20 protein-coding genes and 1 tRNA gene are annotated in these 21,177 nt (G+C 58.1%); 15 read left to right on the plus strand and 6 right to left on the minus strand.

The features are described 5' to 3' along the window. Positions 1-95 precede the first annotated feature (95 nt). Positions 96-1,145, plus strand: a complete 1,050-nt coding sequence (locus U5A05_RS23175) for a PDDEXK nuclease domain-containing protein (RefSeq protein ID WP_321835020.1) — start codon at positions 96-98, stop codon at positions 1,143-1,145. Between the two features lie 78 nt (positions 1,146-1,223). On the opposite strand, the gene gabP is transcribed toward U5A05_RS23175, so the two are convergent. Then, on the minus strand, positions 1,224-2,615 hold the full coding sequence (gene gabP, locus U5A05_RS23180) for a GABA permease (RefSeq protein ID WP_261740156.1): 1,392 nt from the start codon (positions 2,613-2,615) through the stop codon (positions 1,224-1,226). A gap of 543 nt (positions 2,616-3,158) precedes the next feature. On the opposite strand from gabP, the gene U5A05_RS23185 reads away from it, so the two are divergent. The 5 genes from U5A05_RS23185 to U5A05_RS23205 are packed head-to-tail and all read left to right on the plus strand — an operon-like array spanning position 3,159 to position 7,329. Next, positions 3,159-3,932 (plus strand): ABC transporter ATP-binding protein, encoded by a 774-nt coding sequence (locus U5A05_RS23185; protein WP_261740157.1) that lies wholly within the window; start codon positions 3,159-3,161, stop codon positions 3,930-3,932. A gap of 13 nt (positions 3,933-3,945) precedes the next feature. Then, positions 3,946-4,701: an ABC transporter substrate-binding protein gene (locus U5A05_RS23190; protein ID WP_261740158.1), complete on the plus strand. Its 756-nt coding sequence runs from the start codon at positions 3,946-3,948 to the stop codon at positions 4,699-4,701. Positions 4,702-4,758: 57 nt separating this feature from the next. Next, entirely contained in the window at positions 4,759-5,451 is a 693-nt protein-coding gene (locus U5A05_RS23195; protein ID WP_261740159.1) for an ABC transporter permease, read from the plus strand. Further along, positions 5,451-6,140: an ABC transporter permease gene (locus U5A05_RS23200; protein WP_261740160.1), complete on the plus strand. Its 690-nt coding sequence runs from the start codon at positions 5,451-5,453 to the stop codon at positions 6,138-6,140. The genes U5A05_RS23195 and U5A05_RS23200 overlap by 1 nt, the downstream gene beginning before the upstream one ends. Continuing rightward, complete coding sequence (locus tag U5A05_RS23205; RefSeq protein WP_321835024.1) at positions 6,121-7,329, plus strand: methyltransferase; 1,209 nt, start codon at positions 6,121-6,123, stop codon at positions 7,327-7,329. Before U5A05_RS23200 ends, U5A05_RS23205 begins: the two co-directional genes overlap by 20 nt. 33 nt (positions 7,330-7,362) lie before the next feature. On the opposite strand, the gene uraH is transcribed toward U5A05_RS23205, so the two are convergent. Continuing rightward, entirely contained in the window at positions 7,363-7,773 is a 411-nt protein-coding gene (uraH, locus tag U5A05_RS23210; RefSeq protein WP_321835027.1) for a hydroxyisourate hydrolase, read from the minus strand. A gap of 31 nt (positions 7,774-7,804) precedes the next feature. Then, positions 7,805-8,284 carry a GlcG/HbpS family heme-binding protein gene (locus tag U5A05_RS23215; protein WP_261740163.1) on the minus strand — a complete coding sequence of 160 codons (480 nt, stop codon included), beginning with the start codon at positions 8,282-8,284 and terminating at the stop codon, positions 7,805-7,807. 135 nt (positions 8,285-8,419) lie between these two features. On the opposite strand from U5A05_RS23215, the gene U5A05_RS23220 reads away from it, so the two are divergent. The 3 genes from U5A05_RS23220 (at position 8,420) to U5A05_RS23230 (ending at position 10,703) form a co-directional block, all read left to right on the plus strand. After that, positions 8,420-9,094 carry a heavy metal response regulator transcription factor gene (locus U5A05_RS23220; protein ID WP_261740164.1) on the plus strand — a complete coding sequence of 225 codons (675 nt, stop codon included), beginning with the start codon at positions 8,420-8,422 and terminating at the stop codon, positions 9,092-9,094. Further along, positions 9,087-10,454: a heavy metal sensor histidine kinase gene (locus U5A05_RS23225; protein ID WP_321835029.1), complete on the plus strand. Its 1,368-nt coding sequence runs from the start codon at positions 9,087-9,089 to the stop codon at positions 10,452-10,454. Before U5A05_RS23220 ends, U5A05_RS23225 begins: the two co-directional genes overlap by 8 nt. Before the next feature lie 173 nt (positions 10,455-10,627). Next, positions 10,628-10,703: transfer RNA gene (locus U5A05_RS23230), tRNA-Thr, on the plus strand. 131 nt (positions 10,704-10,834) lie between these two features. Here the strand turns inward: U5A05_RS23230 and U5A05_RS23235 are convergent. The 3 genes from U5A05_RS23235 to U5A05_RS23245 all read right to left on the minus strand — a co-directional run bounded on the left by U5A05_RS23235 (position 10,835) and on the right by U5A05_RS23245 (position 12,816). Further along, on the minus strand, positions 10,835-11,704 hold the full coding sequence (locus U5A05_RS23235) for an AraC family transcriptional regulator (RefSeq protein ID WP_261740169.1): 870 nt from the start codon (positions 11,702-11,704) through the stop codon (positions 10,835-10,837). A 537-nt stretch (positions 11,705-12,241) separates the two neighbouring features. Continuing rightward, positions 12,242-12,652, minus strand: a complete 411-nt coding sequence (locus U5A05_RS23240; protein ID WP_321835031.1) for a type II toxin-antitoxin system HicB family antitoxin — start codon at positions 12,650-12,652, stop codon at positions 12,242-12,244. Further along, a complete protein-coding gene (locus tag U5A05_RS23245) occupies positions 12,649-12,816 on the minus strand; it encodes a type II toxin-antitoxin system HicA family toxin (RefSeq protein ID WP_321835033.1) in 168 nt (55 codons plus the stop codon). Before U5A05_RS23245 ends, U5A05_RS23240 begins: the two co-directional genes overlap by 4 nt. Positions 12,817-13,094: 278 nt before the next feature. Between U5A05_RS23245 and U5A05_RS23250 the strand changes: the two genes are divergently transcribed. The 6 genes from U5A05_RS23250 (at position 13,095) to dsdC (ending at position 21,140) form a co-directional block, all read left to right on the plus strand. Continuing rightward, the gene (locus U5A05_RS23250) at positions 13,095-13,595 is read left to right on the plus strand and encodes a sigma-70 family RNA polymerase sigma factor (protein WP_261740172.1); all 501 of its coding nucleotides are present in this window, start codon (positions 13,095-13,097) and stop codon (positions 13,593-13,595) included. Next, positions 13,595-14,542 (plus strand): FecR domain-containing protein, encoded by a 948-nt coding sequence (locus U5A05_RS23255; RefSeq protein ID WP_321835035.1) that lies wholly within the window; start codon positions 13,595-13,597, stop codon positions 14,540-14,542. The genes U5A05_RS23250 and U5A05_RS23255 overlap by 1 nt, the downstream gene beginning before the upstream one ends. Positions 14,543-14,654: 112 nt before the next feature. After that, positions 14,655-17,093 (plus strand): TonB-dependent siderophore receptor, encoded by a 2,439-nt coding sequence (locus U5A05_RS23260; protein WP_321835036.1) that lies wholly within the window; start codon positions 14,655-14,657, stop codon positions 17,091-17,093. A 232-nt stretch (positions 17,094-17,325) separates the two neighbouring features. After that, the gene (locus U5A05_RS23265; RefSeq protein ID WP_261740175.1) at positions 17,326-18,666 is read left to right on the plus strand and encodes a GntT/GntP/DsdX family permease; all 1,341 of its coding nucleotides are present in this window, start codon (positions 17,326-17,328) and stop codon (positions 18,664-18,666) included. Between the two features lie 43 nt (positions 18,667-18,709). Beyond that, on the plus strand, positions 18,710-20,056 hold the full coding sequence (gene dsdA / locus U5A05_RS23270) for a D-serine ammonia-lyase (protein WP_261740176.1): 1,347 nt from the start codon (positions 18,710-18,712) through the stop codon (positions 20,054-20,056). Between the two features lie 133 nt (positions 20,057-20,189). Beyond that, positions 20,190-21,140, plus strand: a complete 951-nt coding sequence (dsdC, locus tag U5A05_RS23275; RefSeq protein WP_261740177.1) for a DNA-binding transcriptional regulator DsdC — start codon at positions 20,190-20,192, stop codon at positions 21,138-21,140. The last annotated feature ends 37 nt before the right edge of the window (positions 21,141-21,177 follow it).

Raw genomic sequence — 21,177 nt, forward strand, 5'->3', positions numbered from 1 at the left:
TTACATTTAAGACGCTTCCCGCAAAAAACCAACTGCCAATACAAAATGGCAATGACATTCTCATTAGTCCCTCTGGCTAATGCGCGGCAAAAACAATGAACCCTCCGCTACCCGCCAACACCCACGATTCAAATCTGGCTCCCCTGCTCACCTCCTTGGGCGATCTGATCCGCCAGGCCCGGCAAAAAGCCTTGCGCCTGGTAGATACATTGCAGGTGCAAACCTGCTGGAACATGGGCCGACATATCATCGAGTACGAACAGGCCGGGGCTGCTCGGGCCACTTATGGCAAGCAGCTGCTTTCAACACTGGCCAAATCTCTGACACAAGAATTCGGGAAAGGCTTTGATACCTCCAACCTTCGCTACATGCGGCTTTTCTATCAGGCATTTCCAAAATGTGACGCACTGCGTCACGAATTGAGCTGGACCCACTACCGCACCCTGTTACGGGTCGAAAAAGACAGTGCGCGCCAGTGGTACATGAACGAAGCTGCCACATTGAACTGGTCGACCCGCGCCCTTGAGCGGCAAATCGGGACGCTGTATTACGAACGCCTGCTGGTCAGCCAGGATCGTCCTGCGATCATTCAGGAAGCCGCAGCCAATGTACTTCCCCTGAACAAAAGCCCGCGCGAGTTTGTACGCGACCCTGTACTGCTGGAGTTTTTGGGCATGCCGACGGTTGCTGGGCTTTTCGAGACTGGGCTGGAACAGGCGCTGATCGATCATCTGCAAGGGTTCTTGCTGGAGCTGGGCAAAGGCTTCGCCTTCGTTGCCCGCCAACAGCGCATCAGCACCGAAAGCAAAGACTTCTATGTGGACCTGGTGTTCTACAACTACCTGCTCAAGTGCTTTGTAATTTTCGACCTCAAACGCGGTGAGCTGACCCATCAGGACATCGGCCAGATGGACATGTACGTACGCCTGTACGACGACCTCAAGCGCGGCCCCGAAGACTGCCCCACCATGGGCATCATTCTGTGCGCGCTGAAAGATGCCTCGGTGGTGCGCTACTCGGTGCTGCATGGAAACGAGCAATTGTTCGCCAGCAAATACACATTGGTTCTGCCCACCGAGGAAGAACTGCGCGCCGAACTCGACCGCGAGCAAGCGCTGGTCGAAGCCTCACACCCTCAGCGCTGATGCCACCCACAAAAAAGGCCGCCATCCCCGAGGATGGCGGCCTTGCTTGTGTATTCAACCGCGAGAGCCGTCCTGGCCTCAGTTGAGTACCGTTGCCCCCAGTTTCTCAATGCGTCGACGACGTGCCACTAACAGGCCTGCCGCCACCACCAGAATGCTCAGCAAACCGGTAGCCATGATTTCAACACGGTGCGCTTCCTGGAACAGCATGATGGTCAAAATGGCCACGATAAATACGATCACCGCCCAGGTCAGGCCCGGGAACAGCCACATTTTGAACGAGATGTTCTCGCCCAAAGCCATACGCTTTTGACGCATGCGCAGTTGCGACACGGCAATCACCAGGTACACCAGCAACGCAATGGCGCCAGAGCTGGCCAGCAGGAACTCGAACACTGCAGCCGGAGCCACGTAGTTGGCGAATACAGCCACAAAAGCTGCGCCGGTAGACATCATCACCGCCCAGTAAGGCGTGCCAGAGGCGTTGGTGCGCTTGGCCGCAGCCGGTGCGTCGCCGCGCTTGCTCAGGGAGTACAGCATCCGCGAGGAGGTGTAGAGCGCCGAGTTCAAGCAGCTGGTTACCGCAATCAATACGACGATATCAACGATCAGCTTGGCATTCGGGATACCCATGCGGTCGAGTACGGTCTGGTAGGAGCCGAACTGGGCCAGAGCCGGGTCGTTCCACGGCACCAGGGCCACAACGATGAAAATCGACACCAGGTAGAACAAGCCAATCCGCCAGATCACCGAGTTGGTAGCCTTGGTGATTTGCTTGCTTGGGTCTTTGGATTCCGCCGCCGCGATGGTGACGATTTCAGTACCCATGAACGAGAACATGGTGGTCAACATGGCTGCCAACACCGCGCCCATGCCGTTGGGCATAAAGCCGATTGTGTCTGACAAATGCGCGACGCCACTGACCTGACTGGTAGGCAGAAAGCCGAAAATCGCCAGCAGACCCAAAATGATAAAGCCAATAATCGCCAGCACTTTGACCAACGCAAACCAGAACTCGAACTCGCCGTAGTTCTTGACGCTGAACAAGTTGGTGGCCGTCAGTAACAGGGTGATAACCAGGGTAAAGACCCAGATCGCCGTGCCGGGGAACCAGGCATGCAGGATCGTGCCGGCAGCGACAGCTTCCAGTGGGATAACCAGTACCCAGAACCACCAGTACAGCCAGCCGATGGTGAAACCGGCCCAATGCCCGATGGCACGGTCGGCGTAGGTGGAGAACGAACCGGTGTCAGGAGATGCGACGGCCATTTCGGCCAGCATGCGCATCACCAACACCACCAATGTACCAGCGGCGGCGTAAGCCAGCAGTACAGCGGGACCCGCTTGTGCAATCGCGTGTCCTGAGCCGACAAACAAACCGGCGCCGATAACACCGGCAATCGACAGCATGGTCACATGCCGTGGCTTTAGCCCTTGTTCCAGACCGTTAGAGGATTGCGTATTGCTCATTGGGACTACCTTTCATTGAAGCCATTCCGAGCACCCGCGTTGACTTTCGTAAAAAGTAACCAACGGGGCGTTTAGAATCCTTTACGCAATAAATGAGCCAGAATGTGACAAGTGCACGGTTTTCGCGGCCTGCAACGATTCCTGCCCCCAACTGCAACCTATTGAGAGTAATGGCTTTTTGCCAATTCGTTACCGTAACACTCAGTTACATGGGTCTCAGCGCACCAAAAATACCCAAAATTGCCCATATAGCCCAAAAGCGGTGCGCATCTTTAACCTTTAGTAGGTTCGCGCTTCCAACACCGGGCCAAAGCTGGCAACATCGCGACCTTTTTTAAGCGACACCTGTCTGGCCGAACGGCGAAATACAGGGTCGGTTGTTGTCGGCGCGACACTCTGCTGTAGCGATGCGACAAACTGCCACCCTCGCGTCTTTTGTGTCTTCAGGGCGGCTGGTTGCCTCTGCAACCCTATGCTAGCTTGGCCTGCGCCAGGAAGGCCGCCCAACAGCAGGATCGCACCCGAACACAATGAGGAACGCACATGGCTTTGGCCACGCCCGCGCTTGAAATCCGCAACTTGCACAAACGCTACGGCGAGCTTGAGGTACTTAAAGGTATCTCGCTGACCGCACGCGACGGCGACGTGATCTCGATCCTGGGCTCTTCCGGTTCCGGCAAGTCCACCCTGCTGCGCTGCATCAACCTTCTGGAAAACCCCCATGAAGGCCAGATCGTGGTCGCCGGGGAAGAGCTCAAACTCAAGAAAGCCAAAAATGGCGAACTGGTCGCAGCCGACGGCAAGCAGATCAATCGCATGCGCAGTGAACTGGGTTTTGTATTTCAAAACTTTAACCTGTGGCCGCACATGACCATCCTCGACAACATTATCGAGGCCCCGCGTCGGGTTCTGGGGCAGAGCAAAGCCGAAGCAATCGAAGTTGCCGAAGCACTGCTGGCCAAGGTCGGCATTGGCGAAAAGCGTCATGCCTATCCATCCGAATTGTCCGGCGGCCAGCAGCAACGTGCAGCGATTGCCCGCACGCTGGCCATGCAACCCAAAGTCATTCTGTTCGATGAACCGACATCGGCACTTGACCCGGAAATGGTTCAAGAAGTACTTAGTGTGATCCGCGCGCTCGCCGAAGAAGGTCGCACTATGCTGTTGGTCACCCACGAGATGGGCTTTGCCCGTCAGGTGTCCACCGAAGTAGTGTTTTTGCATCAGGGCCTGATCGAAGAGCAAGGGTCGCCAGAACAGGTGTTCGACAACCCGGTTTCGGCGCGCTGTAAACAATTCATGTCCAGCAACCGCTAACGGAGCAACACGAATGCAGAACTATAAAAAGCTTCTCCTGGCCGCTGCCGCCACACTGGTTTTCAGCGCCAACGCCCTGGCTGTTGATAAGTACAAAGTCGGGATTGAAGGTGCTTACCCACCATTCAATAACAAAAACGCCAGTGGTGAAGTTGTGGGCTTCGACCCCGACATCGCGATGGCCCTGTGCGCCAAGATGAAAGCCGAGTGTGAAATCGTCACCTCCGATTGGGACGGCATCATCCCAGCACTGAACGCCAAAAAGTACGATTTCATCGTGTCGTCGCTGTCGATCACGGACGAACGCAAGCAAGCGGTCGATTTCACCGACCCGTACTACTCCAACAAGCAGCAGTTCATCGCACCGAAAAAAGTCGATTTCAAAACCGACCTCGCGTCCCTCAAGGGCAAGGCCCTGGGCACCCAGCGTTCAACTCAAGCTGCAACCTGGCTGGACGATAACCTGGGCACCGACGCGACCATCTCCTTGTACGACACCCAGGAAAACGCCTACCTCGACCTGACTTCGGGCCGTGTAGACGCCTTGCTGGCTGACAAGTATGCCAACTACGACTGGCTGAAAAGCCCGGCTGGCCAGGCATACGAGTTCAAGGGTGAGCCGGTCAACGAAGACGACAAAGTCGGCATCGCCCTGCGTAAAGGCGACAACGAACTGCGCGCCAAGCTGAACCTGGCCCTCAAGCAAATCGTTGAAGACGGCACGTACAAGAAGATCAACGACAAGTACTTCCCGTTCAGCATCTACTGACCTGCCTGACTGGTGCGCCCACGGGCGCACCAGTCCCTAGCAAAGCCTGCCTACCCCATGACTATCGATCTATACGGATTCGGCCCGGCGCTTGCCGCTGGCGCGCTGATGACCGTCAAACTGGCACTTACTGCGCTGTGTCTGGGCCTGGTGCTCGGATTGCTCGGTGCCTTGGCCAAAACATCCCCCTACAAACCGCTTAGATGGTTGGGCGGCGCCTATTCGACCCTGGTTCGCGGCGTGCCCGAACTGCTCTGGGTGTTGCTGATTTACTTCGGCAGCGTGAATCTGGTGCGCGCCATCGGCGAACACATCGGCATGCCCGAACTCACCCTCAGTGCCTTCGCTGCAGGCGTGCTCGCTTTGGGCCTGTGCTTTGGTGCCTATGCCACCGAAGTGTTTCGCGGCGCCATTCTGGCCATCCCCAAAGGCCACCGCGAAGCGGGCATGGCACTGGGCTTGTCCAAACCGCGGATCTTCACCCGGCTGGTGCTGCCGCAAATGTGGCGTATCGCCCTGCCCGGCCTGGGCAACCTGTTCATGATCCTGATGAAAGACACCGCACTGGTGTCGGTAATCGGTCTGGAAGAAATCATGCGTCAGGCGCAAAACGCCGTGACCTTCGCCAAACACCCGTTCACCTTCTACATGGTGGCAGCCGTGATGTACCTGGGCCTGACCGTATTGGCCATGGGCACCATGCACGTGCTTGAAAAACGCGCAGCGCGCGGCTTCGTGAGGAGGACGTAATGGAGTGGGAAGTAATCCTCAAATGGCTGCCCAAGCTGATGCAGGGCGCAACCCTGACCCTGGAGCTGACCGCAATCTCGGTGATCGCCGGGCTAATCGTGGCTATTCCGCTGGGCATCGCCCGCTCATCCAAACTCTGGTATGTGCGTTCGCTGCCTTACGCCTATATCTTTTTCTTCCGTGGTACGCCGCTGCTGATCCAGCTGTTTCTGGTCTATTACGGTCTGGCTCAGTTCGATCTGGTGCGTGAAAGCGCGTTGTGGCCGTACCTGCGTAGCCCGTTCTGGTGCGCAATCATCACCATGACCCTGCACACGGCCGCGTACATTGCCGAGATCCTGCGTGGTGCGATTCAGGCCATCCCGCCGGGTGAAATCGAGGCGGCACGGGCCCTGGGCATGTCGCGCTTCAAAACCCTGGTGCATATCGTCCTGCCACGGGCCACGCGTATCGGCCTGCCGGCTTACAGCAACGAAGTGATCCTGATGCTCAAGGCCAGCTCGCTGGCGAGTACCGTGACCCTGCTGGAACTGACCGGCATGACCCGCACCATCATTGCTCGCAACTACCTGACGGTGGACATGTTCCTGACCGCAGGCGCGATCTACCTGATCATGTCGTTTGTGCTGATCCAGGGGTTCAAACTGCTGGAGCGCTGGTTGCGCGTCGATGCCTGCCAAGGGCGCTGACCTGCTCGCCCGCTTTGAGGCGCTGGACCGGTTTTTGCTCGACCACCAGCACCTCTGGCGCCCACGGCCCTTCACTGCGCTGAATGTGCCGTGGGAAGCGCAACACCCCGAACTGGCGCAGTGGTTGCGCCAGCGCTCGCTACAAGACGCCGAAGCCAGCCACAACCAGCCTCAACACTTGCCCGCCCCCGCGCCGTTCCCTGAGCTGGCGGCGACCTCGCTCGCTCTGAGCGCGGTTAACCGTCTGCCCACCCAAGCCATTGCCCCCGTTGCCCAGCGCTTGCAGGTGGATGTGCCGGGGCGTAAATGGCAACAAATCGAAGCCTTCGCCCAGAGCCTGACATTCAAGCAAAAACCCACGCACTGGCTGGACTGGTGCGCAGGCAAAGGCCATTTAGGTCGTCGACTTATGAGCGCTGGAGAGCAACTGACCTGTCTGGAGTACGACCCGGCACTGATCGAGTCCGGCCAGCAACTCAGCCAGCGCCATCACTTGCCAGCACACCATATTCAACAAGACGTGCTCGCCCCCGAAGCCGCGTTGCAGCTCACGGCCCGGATGACCCCCGTGGCACTGCATGCTTGTGGCGACTTGCATGTGCGCCTGCTGCAACTGGCCAGCGCGGCGGGTTGTGCACAACTTGCCGTGTCGCCCTGCTGCTACAACCGCATCGGCGGGTCGCATTATCAGGCCTTATCCACAGCCGCCAAGGCGTCCGGCTTGCAGCTGTCGCTGGACGACCTGGGCCTGCCCATGAGCGAAACCGTCACTGCAGGCACCCGCGTACGGCGCCAGCGTGACGAGTCGATGGCACGGCGTTTGGGTTTTGATCTGTGGCAGCGCCAGCACCGTCAGTGTGATGAATACTTATCCACACCCTCGTTGCCCGGCACCTGGCTGAACAAGCCGTTTGCCGAATACTGCGCAGATCTGGCAGCACTGAAGAACTTATCCACAAGCGGCGACGAAGACTGGCCCGCACTGCAAGCCGCAGGCTGGGAACGGCTGGCGCAGGTGCGCAATCTTGAATTGGTGCGCGGGCTGTTCCGGCGTCCGCTGGAGGTGTGGCTGGTGCTGGATCGGGCGCTGTATCTGGAGGAAAACGGTTATGAGGTACAGGTCGGCGAGTTCTGCGACAACCACCTGACCCCGCGCAACCTGATGCTGCTGGCGCAGCGTTGTGGATAAGTTTCTCGCCCCCTGTGGGAGCTGGCTTGTAGCCTACGAGCCACGATACGTCGAGAAGCCATAAGGGCTGAGCAGCAACGGAATGTGGTAATGCTGGTCCACATTTTTCACTTCAAAAATAACCGGAATTTCCGGAAAGAAGGTCTCATGGCCCGTTTTCTTGAAGTACTCACCGGTTTTGAACACCACACGATACTCACCCGCCTCAAATGCTTGCTTGGCCGGGAACAGCTCGCCGATACGCCCCTGCTCATTGGTCACGCCCTGTGCCAGCGGCTGCCAGTCTTTACCCACATGCTTTTCCAGCGTCACGTTGACACCCGGCGATGGCAGACCATTTTCAAGGTTGAGCACATGCACGCTCAAAGGGTTACCCGCTGCCAATGCAAGGCTCGACAGGCCGCTCAGACTCAAAGCCGCCAATGTCATTCGTAGAGATTTCATGATTAATCCTGTTGGTTAAAAAACAATCAATTCAGCGTTGAATGGTCAGGCCAATCTGTTGCGCGGCCTTTAGCGCACAGGCTTCGTCCTGCTCAGCACCTCCGGCCCCGGCCACGCCCATTGCGCCCACCAGTTCGCCCTCGGCAAACAGCGGCACGCCGCCGCCCAGCAACAACAGTTCAGCGATGGTATTGAGGTTGCTCGCTTCAGGATTGCTGCGCGCTCGCTCGGCAAACAACCGGGTCGGCGTTTTGCTCGACAGCGCAGTCCAGGCTTTGCGCTGGCTGGCCAGCAGGTTGTGCAGGCCAACGTCCTCCGGGCGCATCGCCACCAGCACATTGCCACCGCGATCAAGCACGCTCAGCGCACCTGTGCAGTGCTTGAGCGTGGCATCGGCTAACTGCCGGGCAGTGGCCAGGTCCAGATCGGCATGACGCGCCAGATTCGGCGCCGCATGGGCGGCACTGGCAACGCCAACGGCAGTCCATAACAACAAGGTTTTCAGCATCATCGGCAAGCTCCTGTACGAATGCGTCCACCTTAACCAGCGACCCTCGTCAGAACCCCGTCAGTTGCATTACAAGTTTGTAATAGGCAACACCCGCGAAGGCGCCTAGCCTGTGCAGACGATTGATCGAGGTGTGCGATGCGTTTGTTAGTGGTTGAAGACGAAGCCAAGACGGCAGATTTCCTGGCCAAGGGCCTCAAGGAATCAGGCTTTGCAGTGGATGTGGCGCTGAACGGGCTGGACGGCCGTTACTTTGTCGAGCAACAGGAATACGACCTGATCATCCTCGACGTGATGCTGCCGGGGCTCAATGGCTGGCAATTGCTGCAACTGATTCGCCAGCGCAGCGCCACGCCGGTGCTGTTTTTGACCGCCAGGGATGCCATCGAAGACCGCGTGCGCGGCCTCGAACTGGGTGCCGACGATTATCTGCTCAAGCCCTTCGCCTTTGCCGAGTTGCTCGCCCGGGTGCGCACCTTGCTGCGCCGTGGCCCCATGCGCGAGGCCGAGGCATACACCATTGCCGATCTTGAAATCGATGTGCTGCGCCGCCGGGTCAGCCGGGGCGGCCAGCGCATCAGCCTGACCAACAAGGAATTTGCGCTGCTGCAACTGCTGGCCAGCCGTCAGGGCGAAGTTTTGTCGCGCACCTTGATCGCTTCGCAGGTCTGGAACCTCAACTTCGACAGCGACACCAACATGGTCGAAGTCGCCGTGCGCCGCTTGCGCTCCAAGGTCGACGACCCGTATATGCCCAAACTGATCCACACCGTGCGCGGCGTCGGCTATCAGCTGGAAGCACCCGATGAGTAAATCCATCGCCTGGCGCCTCGCGCTGGCGATTGCCCTGACCTGTGCGTTGGTGCTGAGTGTGATCGGGGTATTCCTGTATCGCTCCCTGGCCTCGGAGTTGGCGTTTCGTGATGACCAGGCGCTGCTCGGGCGCCTTGAGCAAGTCCGCGCCCTGCTGCATGACAGCGACAGCCTCGAAGCCCTGCAAGAGCGTCCGCGCTTGTACCAGAACATGTTGGGCAACCTGGACAGCGTGTTGCTGGTCAAACGGGCAGATGGCAGCCCGTTGATCGCCATCAACCCGCATCAACAGGATGTGCCGGATATGCCGCCTATCGCTCAGGACCGGGCACCGCAGCGCACGGATATCAAAACCCTGGGCGCGACAGTGCTGCTTGCCGGTATGGCTCGAGGCCCGGCTGATGAAATCCTCAGCGTGACGGTAGGCAAGCGCCTGGATGAGCGTGAGCAGATGCTCGCCAGTTACCGCATGCGCTTGTACATGGCAGCAGGGTTGGGCACATTGCTGGCCTTCGGACTTGGCTTACTGCTGTTACGCCGAGGCCTCACGCCACTGCGCGAACTGGCACAGGCCATGCGCCATATCGACCCACGCAGCCTTGACCGGCGCATGCCCACCGAAGCCATACCAACCGAGCTCAAAGAACCAGTGCAGGCACTCAACGCCATGCTCGCGCGGCTCGAAGACAGCTTTGCGCGCCTGTCGCAGTTCTCCGCCGACCTGGCCCATGAAATCCGTACACCGCTGCACAACCTGCTGGGCAGCAACAGCCTGGCCCTGAACCAGTCGCGCAGCCCGGCCGAGTATCAAGAAGTGCTGGCGTCGAATATCGAAGAGTACGAACGCCTCAATCGCATGGCCGAAAATCTGATGTTTCTCGCCCGCGCCGAACACGGCCAGCGCCCATTGCAACTGCAAGCGCTGGACCTTCGCGAGGTCGGCGATGGGCTATGTGATTACTTCGAGGCACTGGCCGAAGACCGTCAGTTGCAACTGGATAATCAGCTCAGCGGGCCGCTTGTGGCCGATCAACAACTGCTGCAACGAGCGCTGGGCAATCTGCTGGCCAATGCCGTGCGCCATGCTCAAGCAGGTTCTACCGTGCGTTTGCTCCGCCATGACGATGCCGGGTTTTGCTGGATCGGAGTGCACAACCTTGGCCCGGCGATTGAGGCGCAGCATCTGGGCAAGCTGTTCGACCGTTTTTACCGGGTCGACCCGTCACGGGCACAACCTGGCGACTCCGGCGGCCTGGGGTTGGCGATTGTGCATTCGATCATGCAACTGCATGGCGGCCAGGTACGGATAAACAGTGATGACAGCGGCACGCTATTTGAGCTGGGGTTTGCATATCTTTAATGCGGTGGAACAGATGAGCGACGAAGTGTCGCCGCTGGCCAATTCAGTGAAAATTCGGCTCACCGCCGACTACCTGCGCTAATTTTTCAACGAGCCCCAGCCAGAATCGTGAAAATAGTCTGTTATCAGGGGTTTACAAGCGCAAACATCCGGGTATACTCGTCGCCCATAACGCCGGTATAGCTCAGTTGGTAGAGCAACTGACTTGTAATCAGTAGGTCCCGAGTTCGACTCTTGGTGCCGGCACCATACAAAACAAAGCCCTCGCAGAAATGCGAGGGCTTTGTTGTTTCTGGGGTTTGGAAACTCCCCCTAGAACCTGTCACATTGCTGCGCGGACACTCGTCAACGTCAGTCAGGGTCGAAAGCTGCTTGCTCCGCTATAGCAGCGGAACATACACATCAGTTTGCCATTGATCCTGCGGTGTCTCGGGATAGGCGCTCAGGTAATGAAAGAACAGCGGCTGGTCACGAAGTTCCTCTCCACTGGCCGGAAGCCAATCGCGGTAAATCGGATAGATCGTTTCGCCGATGTGATCCGGTGACCCCGCGTGTCGCACCACGACGCAGCGACCGCCAGGAATGACGATCTCGTGCACACCGAACTCATTCGACGCCACGGCCTCGTGAATCTCGCCGCAGATTGCGAAGCGGAATTCTTGTGGGGGTGTCGTATCGGGGTTGCCATAGGGAATGCCAAAGGTGCGACTCGATGCCACCGGCGACTGTCCGCTCTGCATACGCCACTCGATGAACTTGCATACGCTCTCATTGACGAGCCCGGCGGGTCCGCAGTGCTCAAGCGTTGCTACCCTGACTTCAGGGAATTCCACGATTCGTACTTGCATGATGATAGTCCTGGAAAAGTGAGGGATTGCGAATACCGTACTCCAGACCTGCCAGTTCGGTTCCTTCCCGAACGCACTCGGCGTCATACCGAACGCCCGCCTGAACGCCCTGCAAAATGCCTCGGGACTTTCAAAGCCGGCACCGAGTGCGGCGTCCAGTACCGAGTGATCAGCGAGGGAGGCCAGGCGATGTGCCGCGCGTCGTAGCCGCATCAGTTGCACATAACGCGAGACAGGCACTCCTACGAACGCGGTGAATTGCCGATGGAAGTGAAACGCCGAAAAGTTCGCCACATGGCTCAACGTCTTCACCGACAGGTCACCTTCGAGATTGGCATCAATGTAGGCGAGTACGGCGTTGAAGCGTTTTGTGTAAGCGAAGTTGGTCGGCATGTCAGACACTGGGAAAAGGCTCCGGGAAGTACGGTCGGCAATAGAGTCGACTATAACGGCGTGAACGCGCCTAGCCGCGTTTGCTCAAGGTGCGTTTTGGGTTGGCCAATGTGATCTCTTCCAAGGCGATGCAAAGGTCGGGGGCATCCAGGTGTCCACTTCTGACCGTCTGCTGCCTGTCGCCACGGCAGCTTTGGGCGGATACCTGCCTATTCTCTACGGAGGGGATGATCGACAACGTTCGAATTCAGGAGGATTACCATTCCGTATGCGGCTCTGAATTACTTGCAGACCGACAACGTGCTGACATCTCAAAAATCCCGAGTTCGATTCCACCTAACGCCATAACTAGCTGATTTATTTATAGTTACTAGTTGGGGTACGCCGAATTTTCCAGCGAACTCCAGACGCCCGAAAAACCTGGTCTCCCCGAAACATACCGTTCGTCTGGTGCCGCACCATACGCAACACCGAAAGAGGCTCACCGCAAGGTGGGCCTTTTTTGTTTCCGGGGTTTGGAGAAAGCCAAAGCGCCCTCTCCCACCATCAGAAAACCTGAATGCTCAGCTCGCGCAAGGCAGCTGTCGCTAAAAACCCGGAGCGTGACGCATAGCGATGGTCCTTGCTGACTCGCTCATCAATGCGCAGCAGCAGGTTTTCAGGCAAGGAAGCGTTGAAGCGGACCGACTTCCCGAGATAGGGCGTCAAATCAAAGTCCACCACTGCCCAAATCCCGCCGATATAATCCGTATTGTCCAGATGAGCGTCCACATCCTTGGCCTGGGGCAGCTCGCCGCCATCAGCCACAACGCCTTCCAGATGCAAAGCCAGCGCCTCCAGCACGTTATCCAACGCTTGTGAAAAAGTGCTGCCTGCCGAGAAGCAGCCCGGCACATCAGGCACCGTCACGCTGAATTCAGAATCAGCGTCTTTATGTAATACCACAGGGAATTTCATGACCGTAACTCTCCTTTGAGACCTGCGGATTTGAGAATGTTGTGCAACGTCCCTTTCGCGATTTCAGCCTTGGCTGGATGCTTGAACTGATGGTGACTGCCCTTCACTGCTATCTCAAACCATCCATCCGCGATCAGCAATTCAATAAGCTCACGACTACGCACGCCACCACCCCTGCATTGTTGTGTACGTTACACACCATCGAACGATGATGCAATTAACTAGTACACACGCTACACACAGAAAATTGCGAGTGATTTGAAGTTGTGTTACACGCAGTGCTTTCGAACGATTCGGCTGTTGTCTTGAGTCCGCAGAAAAAGCATGAAACCAGCAGTACTTAAACCTGCCAGCCATCCCCAACAAAAACCCACCCCTTGCATAAACACTCTGCCATCACAATAATGCGACTGATTACCAATTACACCTTGGTGACATTATTATGTCGGCGCTCGATCATTCAGTTCTTCATCGGTTGTACAGCGAACACAACGGTTGGCTAAAAGGCTGGCTGCGCATGCGGCTGGGCAACGCGGCGGATGCTTCTGATCTGGCCCAGGACACGTTCCTGCGGGTCATGACCGCCCGCCATGACACCCCCATTCGCGAGCCACGAGGCTATTTGAGCGCCATTGCCCGTTCACTGCTGATCGACAAAGTACGTCGGCGCACCATTGAGCAGGCGTATTTGCAGGCGCTGGCCCTCAAGCCGGAACCCGTGGATATATCTCCAGAAATACGCCTTTCAATTATCGAGACACTGATTTCGATCGACGCCTTGCTCGATGATCTGGGTAGCAGGACCCGGGAAATTTTCCTCGCGGTGCAGCTCGAAGGCTTGACCTACGTGGCTGTCGCCGAACGTTTCGAGGTGTCGGTCACCACGGTGAAGAATCATTTGATTCGCGCCATGACCCGCTGTCTGTTGCTGGTCGAGAACTGATGCCCAGCACACCGGATTTCAACATGCTTGAAGCCGCTGCCACCTGGTATGTGCAACTTAATGACGGCACCGTCAGCGAGGCACGCACCCAAGCCTGGCAAGCATGGCTGACGTCCTGCCCGCAACACGCCGCGGCCTGGGCCCGGGTCGAGAAGTTTCAAAGCCAGTGGGCCATGATCCCGCCCAAAGCGGCCCGCTCCAGTCTTGATGCGGCGAAAGCTCAACGCCGTGATGTGTTGAAAATCCTCGGCATGCTGCTGGCCGTTGGCAGCGGTACATGGTTGGCTGCTGAGCAAGTGCCGTATCGCTCGATGCTCGCCGAGCAACGCACTGGCATCCGTGAACGGCGCTCGTTGCGCCTCGACGATGGCTCGCAACTGGAGTTGAACGCCGATACGGCGCTGGATATCCACTTCGACTCCAGACAGCGACTGATCCGCCTGCACCGCGGTGAAATTCTGGTGCAGACCGCCAAGGACCCGGACCAGCGACCCTTTATCGTACATACCGGCGACGGCAGCGTGCGTGCGCTCGGCACCCGGTTCAGCGTGCGTCAGCTGTCCGGGCAAACACGAGTTGGCGTACTGCAATCGGCAGTTGAAATTCGCCCGTACGGGCATCTCGATCAGCCCCTGCGCCTGGAGGCAGGGCAACAAGTGACGTTCAATAGCGATTCAGTCGATGAGGCGCAGGCTCTCCCTGCGGCCTCAACCGCTTGGGTGCAGGGCATGCTGAGCGTGGACGACTGGCGCTTGAGCGACTTTATCGAGGAATTGGGCCGCTATCGCCCGGGCGTGCTGCGCTGTGCAACAGCGGTGCAGGAATTACGCATCTCGGGGGCATTTCGTATCGATGACACCGAAACGGTGCTGGAGAACCTGAGCAAGACCTTACCGGTGAAGGTTCGTTTCCTGACCCGCTACTGGGCCAGCATCGAACCGGCATAAGCTCAGGCCCATGTGGTTTGAATTTTAACCTTGCTGATTTCGATTCTCATCCGTCAATGACATAAGCCGCGACTACAGCGCGTTTGTGCCATGACCACGCAAGGATCACCGAATGCCCCCGCTCCCCCTCAATGCCACAACCAAAATAACGCGCGCTGTTCGCCTGGCGGCCTTTGGCGCGTCCCTCGCCAGCCTGTCCGGTCTGGCACTGATACCCACTCAAGTATCGGCGCAAAGCCAGACCGCTTACCGGATTGCCCCAGGCCCGCTGGGTAATGCCCTTACCCAATTTGGCGTGCAGGCAGGGGTGACGATTTCGTTCGACACTGAGCAGGCCCGTCACCTCACGACGGGTGGCCTTGAAGGCTCATTCAGCGTCGAGGAAGGGCTGGACCGCTTGCTCGCCAACAGCGGCTTGCACGCCGAGCGCCAGAGCAATGGGGGCTACGTGCTTGTCGCCAGCGGCACTGACGCAACGCTGGAACTGGGGGCCACTCAAGTCATCACAAACCAGTTGGGTACGGTCACCGAAGGCACCGGTTCCTACACGCCGGGGGCCATTGCCACGGCCACCCGTCTGGTGCTGACACCCCGCGAAACGCCGCAATCGATCAGCGTTATCACCCGTCAGCACATGGATGACTTCGCCCTCGACAATGTCGACGATGTGATGCGCCATACCCCCGGCATTACCGTATCGGCCTATGACACTGACCGGACCAACTACTACTCCCGTGGTTTTTCGATCAACAACTTCCAGTACGACGGTATTCCCTCAGCCGTACGCAACGTCGCCTATTCGGCGGGTAACACCCTGAGCGACATGGCGATTTATGACCGTATCGAGGTGCTCAAGGGCGCCTCCGGCCTGCTCAGCGGGGCGGGGTCGCTAGGGGGCACCATTAACCTGGTGCGCAAGAAGCCCACCAGCGATTTTCACGGCCATATCACCACAGGCGCTGGCTCCTGGGACAACTACCGCACTGAAGTGGACCTCAGTGGTCCGTTGACCGAAACCGGTAATGTGCGCGGTCGCGCGGTGGCGGCCTACCAGGACCGGCAGTCGTATATCGACCGCTACTCGAACCAGAGTTCGGTGTTCTACGGCATCCTCGAAGTCGACGTAACGCCCGACACCTTGCTGACCGTGGGCGCCGACTACCAGGACAACAAACCCCAGGGTTCGACCTGGTCGGGCAGTTTTCCGCTCTACAACTACGCAGGCGAAATCAACAACGCCAAACGCTCGTTCAGCAACGCCACCGACTGGAGCAGTTGGCAGCAATACACCCGGACCGTGTTCGCGACCCTGGAACAGGATCTGGGCAGTGGCTGGGTGGGCAAGCTGCAACTGGACCACAAGATCAATGGTTACGACGCCCAGCTGGGTGCCATCCAATTCAACCAGCCTGCGGCTGATGGCACCGCCAAAATCAACGCACAGCGTTACAAGGGCGAAACCACCAGCGACGCGGCCGACCTTTATGTCAGCGGTCCCTACGAGTTTCTCGGCCGTGAGCACGATCTGGTGCTGGGCGGCTCGATCAGCACCGCAAACTGGAAAGGCAAAGGCTACTGGGACGTAACTTTCGCCACGCCCAACCTTGTGGATTACTTCAACTGGAACGGCCACCTGGCCAAACCTGACTGGGGCAGCGCCTCGCAAATCAGCGATGACACTGTGCGCCAGACAGGCATGTACGCGACCACACGTCTGAATGTTACCGATGAGCTGAAAGTCTTTTTGGGGGGCCGGGTAGTCGACTACACCCTCACCGGTACGACCAATACCTATCGCGAGACGGGGCGTTTGATTCCCTACGCGGGCATCACCTATGACCTGACCGACTACCTGACGGCGTATGCCAGCTACACCGATGTGTTCATGCCCCAGGAGTTCTACAACCTGGATCGCAACAGCAAGATGCTTGATCCGGACGAGGGTGAAAACTATGAAATCGGTCTCAAGAGCGAGTTTTTCGATGGCCGTCTGAACGCCAGCCTGGCGTACTTTGAGGTCAAGGAAAGCAACCGCCCGATTCCTGACGATGCCTGGAACAACCTGCAACCCACCCCGCCCAACTACGCCTTCAAGGGCACTGCCGCAAAAACCAAGGGCTACGAGCTGGAAGTATCCGGCGAACTGAGTCCGGGCTGGAGCCTGCAGGCCGGATACACACACAAGGTGGTACGCGATGACACCGGTAAAAAGATCTCCACCTTTGAACCCGAAGATCAGCTCAGCTTCTACACCATCTACAAACTCAAGGGCGACCTGAACAAAGTCTCCGTGGGCGGTGGCGCACGCTGGCAGAGCACTGCCTGGCAAGAGATGTACAACAGCCCCAAGGACAGGTACGAAGATTTCTCGCAGAAACCCTACTGGGTGGTGGACCTGATGACCCGTTATCAATTCACTAAAAACCTGTCGACCACGCTCAACGTCAACAACGTCTTCGACAAGTACTACTTCACCAATATCGGGTTCTATAACTCCGCGATTTACGGCGAGCCACGCAACTTTATGGTCACCACCCGCTGGGACTTCTGACCCTGTGGGAGCGAGCCTGTCCGCGAAGATCTCCTGAGCTTCGCGAGCAGGCTCGCGCCCACACAGCATCGCCCCCGCAGGGTGTTTTAACCCTCCTATAGATGACCCCACATCATCTGTCCCGTGAAAATCCATCCTTTGTCAGCTCCGCGGCCGTGCCCTCTAATTGGCGATAGCAAAGTGACGTCGATCACTTATTTCAACAATAAAAGCGCTTCCCGGAGCACCTCCTATGCACAGCGGTCCCACTCTATTGCTGGTGTTGTTTTGCGCCATCGCCCTGATCGTTTTCCTGATCGTCAAAGTCCGCGTTCACGCCTTCTTGGCCCTGACCGCTGCGAGCTTTGTGGTGGGAATCGGTTCGGGCATGCCACTGGTAAAAATTGCTTCGTCGTACGAAGCCGGTGTTGGCGGAACCCTCGGGTTTCTGGCAACGATCATTGGCCTGGGTGGGATTCTGGGCAAGATGCTGGAGGAGTCAGGCGGCGCGGAGCGTATCGCTCAAGCGTTGTTGAAGGCTTTGGGTAAAGAGCGTGCCTCGTGGGCCATGATGCTGGTCGGATTTATTGCTGGCATCCCGGTGTTTTTCGAGGTGGGATTCGTACTGCTGATTCCGCTGATTTATGTGGTCGCTAAAGAAACCAGAATCAACCTTCTGTATCTGGGCGTGCCGTTGGCCGTGTCGCTGATGGCGGTTCATTGCATGTTGCCGCCGCACCCTGCCGCGATGGCGATCACCGGGATGCTGGGGGCCGATGTCGGCAAAGTAATTTTGTACGGTCTGATTGTCGCATTGCCGACCGCCATTATTGCCGGGCCACTGTGGGTCAAACTGGTGTGCAAGCCCGAAGCACCGGACTCTCAGGAAGCATTTTTGAACGAGCATTGTGATGACAGTAAAACCCGTGATTTGCCGGGCCTGGGCGTGACCCTGCTGACCATCGCCCTGCCGTTGCTGCTGATGGTCGCAAAAAGTTTCGCCGCTGGGCTGCCCCATGACTCCACGGCATTCAGCGTGATTTCGTTTCTCGGCACGCCGCTGATCGCACTGTCGATTGCTGTGGTGTTCGCTTACTGGGCACTGGGCTTGCGCCGCGGCTTGTCCATGGCCGACTTGCTCACCCACACGCAAAAAAGCTTTCCTCCGTTGGCCAGCATCCTGCTGATCATTGGCGCCGGTGGCGCATTCAACGGCATCCTGATCGACAGCGGCGTGGGTAACGCGTTGTCCGCCTCGTTGACCCAATTGAATATGAACCCCATCGTTCTGGCATGGCTGGTGGCCGGTTTGATGCACTTCGCCGTCGGCTCGGCAACGGTCGCGATGATCAGCGCCGCAGGCATGGTATTGCCTATGCTGGGTGCGCACCCCACCGTGAGCAAAGAGATCATCTGTATCGCCATCGGCGCCGGTGCGATGGGCTGGACCCATGTCACGGACTCGGCTTTCTGGGTGGTCAAGGAATACCTGGGCGTATCCCTGACCGACGCGTTGAAAACCTTCACCACCGCCACTGTGCTGGCGTCGACGATCGCGCTGGGGCTGACCCTGTTGCTGTCGCACTTTGTTTGATTTAACCCGTATTTTCAGACTTATCGTTTAAAGGGACTACGTCATGATTTTGGGCAGAACACTTGAAAGCTGGTATGCCAGCTACCCTCTGATTCGCGATCTGGTCGCGCTTCAAGAGACCACTTGGTTCAATCCTGGGGTGGCGCCGGCGGCGCAGGCGCTTGGCGATACAGGCCTGACCAGTGCCGACGTGGCCAATGCCAGCGCACGCCTTGGGCGGTTTGCTGCCTACCTGCGAGTTGCCTTTCCTGAGACAGAGGGCAGTGCTGGCATTATCGAGTCGGATATCCTGCCCATGACGCATTTGCAGCCATTGCTCGGCGAGCGTTACGGGCAAAGCCTGAACGGCGCGCTGTGGCTCAAGCGCGATAGCCATCTGCCGATTTCGGGTTCGATCAAGGCCCGCGGCGGAATTTATGAAGTGCTCAAGCATGCCGAAGACCTGGCGCTGGCCGGGGGCCTGCTGACCCTCGATGACGATTACGCACTGCTGCACAGCGACAAGGCACGGGCCTTTTTCGGCCAGTACAAAATAGCCGTCGGCTCCACGGGCAACCTCGGTATGTCGATCGGCATCATGGGCGCCGCGCTGGGGTTTCAGGTGACCGTGCATATGTCGGCAGATGCGCGGCAATGGAAGAAAGACAAGCTGCGCTCCCATGGCGTAACGGTGGTCGAGTACGAAAGCGATTACAGCGTGGCTGTGGCCCAAGGCCGCCAGCAGGCAGAATCGGACCCGGCCTGTCATTTCGTCGACGATGAAAACTCGGTCAATCTGTTCCTCGGCTACGCAGTGGCCGGTGAGCGTTTGAAGCAGCAATTGGCGGCGGCGCAGATCAGCGTCGATGCGCAACACCCCCTGTTCGTGTACCTGCCCTGTGGCGTGGGTGGTGCGCCCGGCGGCGTGGCCTTCGGTTTGAAACTGGCCTTCGCAGACGCAGTGCACTGCATCTTCGCCGAGCCGACTCACTCACCTTGCATGATGCTGGGCGTATACACCGGGCTGCACGACGAAGTCAGCGTGCAGGATTTCGGCATTGATAACGTGACCGCCGCAGATGGCCTTGCGGTGGGCCGTGCCTCTGGTTTTGTCGGCAAGGCGATGCAGCGCATGCTCGACGGCTTTTACACCGTCAGCGACGAAGAAATGTACAGCTTGCTGGCCCTGATGGAACGCAGCGAAGGTCTGCGCCTTGAGCCCTCAGCGCTGGCGGGCGTGCCCGGTATTGCCAGGGTCCAGGCCGATCAGCAAGGCTATCTGGCCCGCGCAGGTCTGGACCCACAGGCCATGAGCAACGCCACCCATCTGGTCTGGGCTACGGGCGGCAATATGGTGCCTGCTGACGAAATGGACGCCTATCTGGCCAAGGGTCGAGAGTTGCTGGGCTGATTCACGCACAAAGCGGATGTGGCAAGATGCACGCATTGCCACATCCCGCCACAAGCCGTAATGCTATGACCCCAACCGTGGGGGCGAGCAGCATTACGCCTAAAGTCAGCCGTTGGCTTGAGGGACAATTTCCGTGCTTAATCTTCCTCCCCGTATCAGCTCCAGGCTCAACAGCAGCCAATTCGCCAACCTTCACACCTTTTTAGTCGCCGCTCGACATCTGAGCTTTGCCCGTGCTGCGCAGGAACTGTGTTTGACCGCCAGCGCCGTGAGCCACCGCATCAGTCGGCTGGAAGCTGCGTTGAGCATGAAGCTGTTCCAGCGTCTTACGCGTCAAGTCAGCCTGACTGACGAAGGCGAGCGAATCTTCGAAATCCTCCAGAGTGCGATGGGCGAGTTGTCCGAGGCACTTGAACAATCTTCACAGGCAGAGATCGCCGGTTCCATTGCGCTCTATGCCAGGCCTTCGGTAGCCCAATGCTGGTTGGTGCCCCGGCTGGCGGACTTTATTGAGCGCTACCCACTGGTTTCATTGGATCTGCGAGTGGGTAACGACAATGTCGATTTTCGCACGCGCAAAATTGACCTGGCCCTGTACTACGCCAATGGCGAATTCCCCGGCCTGACCAGCCAGCGATTGATGCGTGAGCGAATGGCCCCGGTGTGCAGCCCCGAATATGCGCAACGCCACAGGCTTTTGGAAAACCCGCAAAACCTGAGCAACTGCACCACCCTGCACGACTCCCTGGCCTGGGATCACGCCGCCTATGATGCCGAGTGGACCTTGTGGGCCGAACAACACAACCTGCTCGCAGCATTGCCCAAGCGCACCCTGACCTTTGACCGCTCGGACCTGAGCGTAACGGCCGCTATGAGCCACGCAGGGATCGCCATCGGGCGCCAGCAATTGGTGCAAAAACGGATTGATCGCGGCGAGCTGGTACTGCCTTTTGGTGGTTTCAGCCAATGCGGCCACTACGACTATTATCTGGTCCACCCCCCGCTCAGCGTTGTGCCCAAGCGCTTGCAGGTGTTTATGAACTGGTTGCGCGAGTGCGCGCAGGAGGATGAGGCGTTTTCCTAAGAGCGACTAAACATCTCCATAAAATTTTGCTCTGCGC

Source organism: Pseudomonas kulmbachensis (genome assembly GCF_963681935.1).
GTDB classification, from domain to species: domain Bacteria; phylum Pseudomonadota; class Gammaproteobacteria; order Pseudomonadales; family Pseudomonadaceae; genus Aquipseudomonas; species Aquipseudomonas kulmbachensis.

Coding starts and splice junctions, on each gene's coding strand:
- U5A05_RS23175 (WP_321835020.1), top strand. CDS start 96: ATGAACCCTCCGCTACCCGCCAACACCCACGATTCAAATCTGGCTCCC.
- gabP (WP_261740156.1), bottom strand. CDS start 2,615: ATGAGCAATACGCAATCCTCTAACGGTCTGGAACAAGGGCTAAAGCCA.
- U5A05_RS23185 (WP_261740157.1), top strand. CDS start 3,159: ATGGCTTTGGCCACGCCCGCGCTTGAAATCCGCAACTTGCACAAACGC.
- U5A05_RS23190 (WP_261740158.1), top strand. CDS start 3,946: ATGCAGAACTATAAAAAGCTTCTCCTGGCCGCTGCCGCCACACTGGTT.
- U5A05_RS23195 (WP_261740159.1), top strand. CDS start 4,759: ATGACTATCGATCTATACGGATTCGGCCCGGCGCTTGCCGCTGGCGCG.
- U5A05_RS23200 (WP_261740160.1), top strand. CDS start 5,451: ATGGAGTGGGAAGTAATCCTCAAATGGCTGCCCAAGCTGATGCAGGGC.
- U5A05_RS23205 (WP_321835024.1), top strand. CDS start 6,121: ATGCCTGCCAAGGGCGCTGACCTGCTCGCCCGCTTTGAGGCGCTGGAC.
- uraH (WP_321835027.1), bottom strand. CDS start 7,773: ATGAAATCTCTACGAATGACATTGGCGGCTTTGAGTCTGAGCGGCCTG.
- U5A05_RS23215 (WP_261740163.1), bottom strand. CDS start 8,284: ATGATGCTGAAAACCTTGTTGTTATGGACTGCCGTTGGCGTTGCCAGT.
- U5A05_RS23220 (WP_261740164.1), top strand. CDS start 8,420: ATGCGTTTGTTAGTGGTTGAAGACGAAGCCAAGACGGCAGATTTCCTG.
- U5A05_RS23225 (WP_321835029.1), top strand. CDS start 9,087: ATGAGTAAATCCATCGCCTGGCGCCTCGCGCTGGCGATTGCCCTGACC.
- U5A05_RS23240 (WP_321835031.1), bottom strand. CDS start 12,652: ATGAAATTCCCTGTGGTATTACATAAAGACGCTGATTCTGAATTCAGC.
- U5A05_RS23250 (WP_261740172.1), top strand. CDS start 13,095: ATGTCGGCGCTCGATCATTCAGTTCTTCATCGGTTGTACAGCGAACAC.
- U5A05_RS23255 (WP_321835035.1), top strand. CDS start 13,595: ATGCCCAGCACACCGGATTTCAACATGCTTGAAGCCGCTGCCACCTGG.
- U5A05_RS23260 (WP_321835036.1), top strand. CDS start 14,655: ATGCCCCCGCTCCCCCTCAATGCCACAACCAAAATAACGCGCGCTGTT.
- U5A05_RS23265 (WP_261740175.1), top strand. CDS start 17,326: ATGCACAGCGGTCCCACTCTATTGCTGGTGTTGTTTTGCGCCATCGCC.
- dsdA (WP_261740176.1), top strand. CDS start 18,710: ATGATTTTGGGCAGAACACTTGAAAGCTGGTATGCCAGCTACCCTCTG.